General features: G+C 66.7%; 8 protein-coding genes. 5 read left to right on the forward strand and 3 right to left on the reverse strand.

Features of this window, described 5'->3' with window-relative positions:
* Positions 1–63 precede the first annotated feature (63 nt).
* The 3 genes from AB7O82_RS22645 to AB7O82_RS22655 all read right to left on the reverse strand — a co-directional run bounded on the left by AB7O82_RS22645 (position 64) and on the right by AB7O82_RS22655 (position 2,746).
* On the reverse strand, positions 64–465 hold the full coding sequence (locus tag AB7O82_RS22645) for a Zn-ribbon domain-containing OB-fold protein (protein WP_428550669.1): 402 nt from the start codon (positions 463–465) through the stop codon (positions 64–66).
* A 4-nt stretch (positions 466–469) separates the two neighbouring features.
* Positions 470–1,636: a thiolase domain-containing protein gene (locus AB7O82_RS22650; RefSeq protein WP_428550672.1), complete on the reverse strand. Its 1,167-nt coding sequence runs from the start codon at positions 1,634–1,636 to the stop codon at positions 470–472.
* 87 nt (positions 1,637–1,723) lie between these two features.
* Positions 1,724–2,746 (reverse strand): Gfo/Idh/MocA family protein, encoded by a 1,023-nt coding sequence (locus AB7O82_RS22655; protein ID WP_428620229.1) that lies wholly within the window; start codon positions 2,744–2,746, stop codon positions 1,724–1,726.
* Positions 2,747–3,045: 299 nt separating this feature from the next.
* On the opposite strand from AB7O82_RS22655, the gene AB7O82_RS22660 reads away from it, so the two are divergent.
* The 5 genes from AB7O82_RS22660 to AB7O82_RS22680 all read left to right on the forward strand — a co-directional run.
* A complete protein-coding gene (locus AB7O82_RS22660) occupies positions 3,046–4,092 on the forward strand; it encodes an ABC transporter ATP-binding protein (RefSeq protein ID WP_428550677.1) in 1,047 nt (348 codons plus the stop codon).
* A gap of 51 nt (positions 4,093–4,143) precedes the next feature.
* A complete protein-coding gene (locus AB7O82_RS22665; RefSeq protein ID WP_428550680.1) occupies positions 4,144–5,394 on the forward strand; it encodes an ABC transporter substrate-binding protein in 1,251 nt (416 codons plus the stop codon).
* Positions 5,395–5,620: 226 nt separating this feature from the next.
* Positions 5,621–6,523, forward strand: coding sequence for a carbohydrate ABC transporter permease (locus tag AB7O82_RS22670; protein WP_428550682.1), 903 nt, complete (start codon positions 5,621–5,623; stop codon positions 6,521–6,523).
* Between the two features lie 3 nt (positions 6,524–6,526).
* Positions 6,527–7,339, forward strand: a complete 813-nt coding sequence (locus AB7O82_RS22675; RefSeq protein ID WP_428550685.1) for a carbohydrate ABC transporter permease — start codon at positions 6,527–6,529, stop codon at positions 7,337–7,339.
* A partial coding sequence (locus AB7O82_RS22680) for a carboxypeptidase-like regulatory domain-containing protein (RefSeq protein WP_428550688.1) occupies positions 7,336–7,553 on the forward strand: 218 nt, incomplete at its 3' end. The genes AB7O82_RS22675 and AB7O82_RS22680, both read left to right, overlap by 4 nt.

The following is a 7,553-nucleotide window of genomic DNA, read 5'->3' on the forward strand; positions in this document are numbered from 1 at the left end:
TGTCACAGCAGCCGCATCCACCGCTGGCGCAAGCGCAGCGGAGCGATTTGAATCAGTCGCGCCCTAGGCTGGCGTGAACATCGGCACCGGAAGGGCGTCGGGCCGGTCCTTGAACACGACCTTCACTTTCTGCCCGATGGCAATGCCGTCGACATCGCAGTCGACGATGTTGGTCAGCAGCGTCGGGCCCTCGTCGAGCGTCACATAGGCCAGGGCATAGGGCGGGGTGGCACGGCGCGCCACGCTGACGCTGTAGATGGTGCCTCGGCCGGACGCCGCGCGCCATTCGATGGCGCGGCTGCCGCAGAGCGGGCAGACCACGCGTGGAAACCAATGCGGGCGCCTGCAGGCGGTGCAGTGGGCCAACAGCAGCTCGCCACGCCGGGCAGCCTCCCAGAACGGCCGGATTTCCGGCGCTGCCACAGTCAGGCTACGGAATGTCTCGTCGCTGTTCGGCGTCGTCATGGCATCACTCCCGGACCAGAACGACGGTCGCGTGACCGTGGCCGCTGCCGACCACCCGCCCAGGGCCGGCCGCCAGCGCGATGTCGCAGTTCTTCACCTGAACCGCGGGGTGCGCCTCGCCGCGCAGCTGGCGGACCGCCTCGATGAGCTTGGTCATGCCGCCGCGATTGGCCGGGTGATTGTTGCACAAGCCGCCGCCGTCGGTGTTCCAGGGCAACCGCCCGACGCCCGAGATCAGATTGCCCTCGGCGACGAAGCGGCCGCCCTGCCCCTTGGGGCAGAAGCCGAGGTCCTCGAGCTGCATGACGACCATGATGGTGAAATTGTCGTAGATCGAGGCATACCTGATGTCCTGCGGCGTCACGCCAGCCTCGGCAAACGCCGCCGCGCCGGAGGCCGTGGCGCCGGTGCGTACTGCATCGATGTAGCCGCCGTTCTGGGTGTGCATGGTGTGGCCCGTGCCGGCCACTCGCACCAGCGGCCGTTTCAGCGATCGGGCGATCTCTGGTCGCGTCAGGATGGCGGCACCGCCGCCGTCGGTGATGACGCAGCAATCGAGGCGGCGGATGCCGTCGCAGACGACCGGCGAGGCGAGCACGTCCTCGACCGTCACGACGGTGCGCAGCAGGGCGTTCGGATTGTGCTGGGCGTGGCGCGAGGCGGACACCTTGACCCAGGCGAGCTGCTCGGCCGTCGTGCCGAACTCGTGCATGTGGCGCTTGGCGAACATGCCGTACATGCCGGCGATCGTCGGCCGGTAGGGAGTCTCGAATGGCTCGTCGGCCTGGCTGCTGCTGCCGGCGCGCGGCGCCGTGCCGGTCGCCTGACCCTCGCTGCGCGGCCGCCCCGACAGGGTGATCAGCGCCACGTCGCACTGGCGTGCGGCAATGGCGGCGGCAGCGTGGGCAACATGCATGAGATAGGAACAGCCGCCCGACTCGGTGCCGTCGAGCCACCTCAGCTTCAGATTGAGATAGTCCGCCATGTAGAGCGGGCTGGCGCCCGGCGTGTCGCCGGCACAGAAGTAGCCGTCTATGTCGCCGAGACTCAGCCCGGCATCGGCCAGGGCGCCGAGGGCGCATTCGGCATGGAGCTGGGCGATCGATTTGTCGGGTGCATGTCGCGTCGGATGCTCGAAGGCGCCGGTGACGTAGGCGGAGGGCAGGTCCATGCGGCGAGGATCCCCGCATTGCGAGCGGGCCGTCAACGAAAGTCGCGCGCCGAATATCGCGCATCGAATGGAGCCGTCGCGCGATCGCTACGGCCACGCGAGCCTGACCGCCCGGCACTCTGCGAGCGCGCGCTCGATCTCGAGGCAGATCCTGAGGCTCGGCAAGGCGTCGCAGGCGGAAACGAGAGGTGTGCGCCGGGGCACGTCGTCGACCAGGCGTCGCAGCTGTTCCTCGAGCTCGAACACTTCGCCCGATTTCTCGATGGGGACGGTCTCGGCCGTTTCGGTGCCGGCGCGCCGGAGTTTGAGCTCGAAGTCGGGCGTATGAGTGCGATCCATGGCACCGGACCACCAGGTGCGCAAGGCGCCCTGGTCGCCGGCGATCTCCAGCACCAGCGAATGCTCGAAGCCGCCGAGGCACTGGGAGAACACCGCATAGGCGCCGTCGGCGAAGCGCATCGTCGCCGTGAAGGCATCGTACATGCCGGCGCCGACAGGGGAGGGGACGCCATCGGCCGACACCTCGACCGGCAGGCCGTGCTCGCGAAAGTACCACAGCAGAAGGTCGACATAGTGGATCGGCTCCTCGAGGATCCACGATCCGACCGTGCTGGAGGTGCGCCGCCAGTTCCCCGAGCCACCTCGGAAGGGCCGGCGAAACAGGGTGAGGTTGGCGTATTTCGCCCGGCCGATCGCGCCCTCGGCGATCAGCGCGCGCACCTTGGCCCATTGCCGCGAGACGTGCAGCTCGAGCCCGACGCCGAGATAGCGGCCCGAGCGCTCGACGGCCGCAACAATGCGCTCGGCGTCGACGATGGTCGTGGCCATCGGCTTTTCCAGCAGCACGTGCTTGCCGGCCTCCAGCGCCGCCACTGCCATGCCGGCATGCAGATGGTTGGGGACGACGATGTCGACCAGGTCGATGGCCGGATCGGCGAGCAGCGTCGCGAGGTCGCGATGGACCACGACGCCCGGCAACTCCTGCCTGGCGAGCGTGGCCGATTGGTCGCTGTGGCACAGCACGGCGGCAAGCGAGAGCCCGTCGATGCGGCCGATGGCTGCCGCATGCATGTGCCCCCAGGCGCCGTAGCCCACCAGTCCGATCCGCATGTTGATACCTCCCTCTGCATCTCCTTCCCCGTAGTCGGACCCGTAATCGGGGGAGGTGCCCTCGCAGGGGGCGGAGGGGGAGAGCCACAGTCGAGGCGATTCGGATTCCGACGTCGGAACTTCATAGACCTCGCGTGAGGCTCTCCCCCTCCGCCCCGCATGGCGGGGCACCTCCCCAGATTACGGAGGAGGAAAGCGGATGTGTCTACTCCGCGAGCGCAAGCTCGGTCCCGGGATTCTGGCAATCGTGGCCTGCGTGCTATGGTCGTTCGCAGGTGTGACGGTCCGAGGGGAGAGACGTGGCCGGGCTCAACCTTCGCGGTGTCAGCAAGTCGTTCGGCCAGACCGAGGTGGTGCACGGCGTCGATCTCGACATCGCCGACCAGGAGTTCGTCGTCTTCGTCGGCCCCTCCGGCTGTGGCAAGAGCACGCTGCTGCGCATGATCGCCGGCCTCGAGGACATCACCGCGGGCGAGATCGCCATCGACGGGCGGGTCGTCAACGAGCTCGATCCCAAGGATCGCGACGTCGCCATGGTGTTCCAGGATTACGCCCTCTATCCGCACATGACGGTGTTCGAGAACATGGCGTTCTCGCTGCGCTATCGCGGCTTTCCGCGTCAGGAGATCCGCCGCCGGGTCGACGAGGCGGCGCGCATCCTCGACATCGAGGCGCTGGTCCGGCGCATGCCGCGCCAGCTCTCGGGCGGCCAGCGCCAGCGCGTCGCCATGGGCCGCGCCATCGTGCGCGATCCCAAGGTCTTCCTGTTCGACGAGCCGCTCAGTAACCTCGACGCCAAGCTCAGGGTGCAGATGCGCACCGAGATCAAGCGCCTGCGCGAGCGGGTGGCGACCACGACGATCTATGTCACGCACGACCAGGTCGAGGCGATGACACTGGCCGACCGCATCGTCATCCTGAATCACGGCCGGATCGAGCAGATCGGCGCGCCGGAGGACGTCTACGAGACGCCGGCGTCCGTCTTCGTGGCAGGCTTCATCGGTGCGCCGCCGATGAATCTCGTGCCGGCGGAGGCCCTGCCGGGGGAAAACCTGCCGCGGACCGATCGCCCGCCCCAGGACCTGCTGATCGGCGTTCGGCCCGAGCATCTCGTATGGCATACGGGCGACGGGCCACTGCTGCTGGAAGGCCAGGCGACCGTGGTCGAGCCGCTGGGTTCAGACACCCTGGTCTCGCTCGAAGTTGCCGGAACGCTGGTGATCGCCCGCCTTGCGCCGCGCCAGGTGCGGCGCGCCGGCGAGACGGTGAAGCTTGCCGCCGAGCCGGCGAACCTGCACGTTTTCGACCGGGCGACGGGACGCCGACTGCCCGCAACTTGCCAATGAAATGAGCAGGCAAATGAAGTGAACGGGAGAGGAAACGAGAGGAGGACGGCCATGCAACGCAGGCAGCTACTGAAATCCACAGCGGCGCTTTCCGCTGCATCTTTCCTGGCGGCGCCCGCGATCGCGCAGGGGACGAGGAAGATCACCTACCTGACCTGGAATCTCGTGCATCTCGAAGGCAAGCTGAAGGGCTGGATCAAGGGGTTCGTCGATGCACGGCCCGGTGTCGAGGTCGAATGGGTCGACAAGAAGGGCCCCGAGCTGCCGGCCTACTACCAGACCCAGCTCGCTGCCGGCACGCCGCCCGACATCATCGACATCCAGGGCGCGCTCGGCCTCGAGTACGCCGCGCAAGGCGCGCTGCTCGACCTCACCTCGCGGCTCGCCGCCGAGGCCGCGCTCAAGGACCGTTACGAGCCGGCCTACCTCGCCAACTGGGTGTACGAGGGCGCCAACTACATGGTGCCGTACTACGTCTCCAAGACCCTGCTGTTCTGGAACAAGACGCGCTTCAAGGAGGCCGGCCTCGCCAAGCCGCCGGCGAGCTTCGACGAGATCCTGTCGGCGGCCGGCAAGATCAAGGGGGCCGAGAAGACCGGCCTGATGACACTCAACTTCGATTGGCTGTACTGGCCGCTCCTGCGCATGAACGACGTCGAGCTGCTGTCGCCCGACCTCAAGAAGGCGACCTTCAATACGCCCAGGGCGGCCGAGGTCGTGACCCGGCTGGCCGAGGCGACCAAGAGCGGCGCGATCAACCCGATCTCGTGGACCGGGCGCTGGGTCGAGCCCAACGAGGCCTTCGCCACCGGCAACGTCGGCATGCTGAACGCCCATGCTCCGGCCTTCTTCTGGATCAAGGGCAAGGGTCCGTGGATAAACGGCGACACCCTGGGCGCGGCGCAGATGCCGGGCAACTGGGCAACGCCCAATTCGCACGGGCTCGGCATCTCCAAGGGCTCGAAGAATCCCGATCTCGCCTGGGACTTCGTGAAGTACCTGACCGATGCTGCGGTGGCGAGCGACTTCGCCCGCATCGCAAACCTGCTTACCGGCAACAAGGCCGTCGACAAGGCGCAGCTCGCGCGTCTGCAGAAGGACGATCCGCTCGCCTTCCAGGTGCTCTCGACGCAGCTCGAGTACACCGACCGGATGTGCGGCAACTGGCGGCTCGGCAACGACAGCCGCGTCAAGGACGCCTTCTGGCCCGAGTTCCAGAGCGCCATGCTCGGCCGCAAGGACGCCAAGACGGCGCTGGCCGACGCCGAGCGCCGCGTCAGCCGCGAGCTGCGCCGGGCGTGAGGATTTTCATTCCCCTCCCCACGCAGTGGGGAGGTGCCCCGTCATACGGGGCGGAGGGGTCATGCTCATGTGGACCGCGGGCGTCCCGTTCGCTCATGATCATGAGCGGGCGGGACGCCCGCGGGCCACATGAGCATGACCGCTCCGCCCGCGTCGGCATTTTGGCCGCAATCGGCCAAAAGCCATTTGACGCGGACACCTCCCCAGCGCAGCTGGGGAGGAGCGCATGATGACCTGGTTCGAGCGCAAGCGGACGCGTGAGCTGGCGCTCGTCGTCTGCTTCCTGCTGCCGTCGCTCCTTATCTTCTTCCTTTATCGCATCCTGCCGCTCGGCTGGAACGTCTGGCTGTCGTTCCATGCCTGGTCGCCGCTCAAGCCGGCGCAATGGATCGGACTCGAGAACTACGAGGAGATGGTGCTCGACGACGACGTCTTCTGGGACGCGCTCCTCAACACCTTGATCTTCATCGGCTGCGCGCCGCTCGCCATCGTCGCCGCGCTCGCCATCTCGCTGTTGGTCAACAGCGACCTCAAGGGCGCCGCGATCTACCGCACCATCGTCTTCCTGTCCTATCCGCTGATGACCGTGGCGGTCGGCATCATCTGGCGCTGGCTCTACGACGAGCGCGGCGGCTTCATCAACTACGTGTTGCGCTCGGCCGGCATCGTCGACCAGCCGGTGAAATTCCTGCAGAGCTTCGACTGGGCGCTGCCCTCGGTGATCCTCGCCGACTTCTGGCAGATCCTGGGTTTCTACATGATCATCCTGCTGACCGGGCTGCAGAGCATTCCGCAGCATCTCTACGAAGCCGCCCGGGTCGACGGCGTGCCGGCCTACGCCCGCTTCTTCCGCATCACGCTGCCGCTGCTGCGGCCCTCGATCTTCCTCTGCATCGTGGTCGGCATCCTGAACTCCTTCACCAGCTTCGACTTGATCTACGTCATGACCAACGGCGGGCCGGGCCACGCCACCGAGCTGCTGATCACCTACATTTACAAGGCGGGCTTCGGCCAGACGCGCTTCGACTACGCCGCCGCGCTCACGGTTGTGCAGTTCCTGCTGCTGATCGTGCTCACCGTGCTCGCCAACCGACTGTCCGGCGGCAACGCCGGCAGCCTGGAGCGCTAGGCCATGAAGCCGCCCGCTGCCTGGCCGCGCCATGTCATCATGATCGTCGTGTCGATCCTGATGCTGATCCCGTTCTACTGGGTGCTGAAGACGTCGCTCACTGGCGAGAACATCTACGCCTATCCGCCGCGCATCATCCCGGCCGACCCGCATCTCTTCAATTATGTGGATGTCTGGTACCTGATCCCGTTCCCGCGCTACCTGCTGAACAGCTTCATCGTCTCGGCCATGGCGATTGCCGGCAGCCTGCTGTTCAACGTTGCCGCCGGCTACGCGCTCACCAGGGACTTTCCCGCTCGGCGCTGGGTCGTGTTGCTGCTGCTCTCCTGCATGCTGATCCCGTTCCAGGCGACCATCATTCCTGCCTACCTGATCACCTCCTGGCTCGGCGTGCTCGACACCTGGCTCGGCATCGCCCTGCCGCTGCTCTCGACAATCATCTGCATCTTCGTCTTCAAGGCGAGCTTCGAGGCGGTGCCGCGCTCGCTGATCGATGCCGCCCGGGTCGATGGCTTGAGCGAATGGCGCATCGTCGTGCGCATCCTGCTGCCGCTGTCGAAATCGGCGATCGCCACCAACGTGATCCTGACGTTCATCTGGTCGTGGAACGCCTTCCTGTGGCCGCTGATCGTGACCCGTACGCCGGAGATGCAGACCCTGCCGCTCGGCTTGGCCCGCTTCCTCTCTGTGATGGAGGACACCACCGGCGCGCTCTACGCCTTCGTCGTGCTGGTCCTGGTGCCAGGCCTCGCGATCTTCCTCATGGCGCAGAAGGAATTCATCCGCGGCCTGACCTCGGGAGCGACCAAGGGATGAACTGGCGCCTGCTCCGCCATCGCTTCGTCGCCGTGCCGTTGACGCTCGTCGCGATCGTGCTGGCGTGGAATATCTACATCGCCTTCAACGACAACGGCATTCTCGAAGGCCAGGTGCGCGACCGGTCAGGCGCCCCCGTGCCTGGCGCCACCGTGATCTTCTTCGAGCGCAATTTCATCTACTACGAGGAGAAGGTGCGCACCACGACCGACGC

It is taken from the genome of Reyranella sp. (genome assembly GCF_050185545.1).
Lineage (GTDB): Bacteria > Pseudomonadota > Alphaproteobacteria > Reyranellales > Reyranellaceae > Reyranella.

Bases quoted from the DNA above. Each gene is read 5' to 3' on its own strand.
- AB7O82_RS22645 (WP_428550669.1), bottom strand. From the start codon at position 465: ATGACGACGCCGAACAGCGACGAGACATTCCGTAGCCTGACTGTGGCA.
- AB7O82_RS22650 (WP_428550672.1), bottom strand. From the start codon at position 1,636: ATGGACCTGCCCTCCGCCTACGTCACCGGCGCCTTCGAGCATCCGACG.
- AB7O82_RS22655 (WP_428620229.1), bottom strand. From the start codon at position 2,746: ATGCGGATCGGACTGGTGGGCTACGGCGCCTGGGGGCACATGCATGCG.
- AB7O82_RS22665 (WP_428550680.1), top strand. From the start codon at position 4,144: ATGCAACGCAGGCAGCTACTGAAATCCACAGCGGCGCTTTCCGCTGCA.
- AB7O82_RS22670 (WP_428550682.1), top strand. From the start codon at position 5,621: ATGATGACCTGGTTCGAGCGCAAGCGGACGCGTGAGCTGGCGCTCGTC.
- AB7O82_RS22675 (WP_428550685.1), top strand. From the start codon at position 6,527: ATGAAGCCGCCCGCTGCCTGGCCGCGCCATGTCATCATGATCGTCGTG.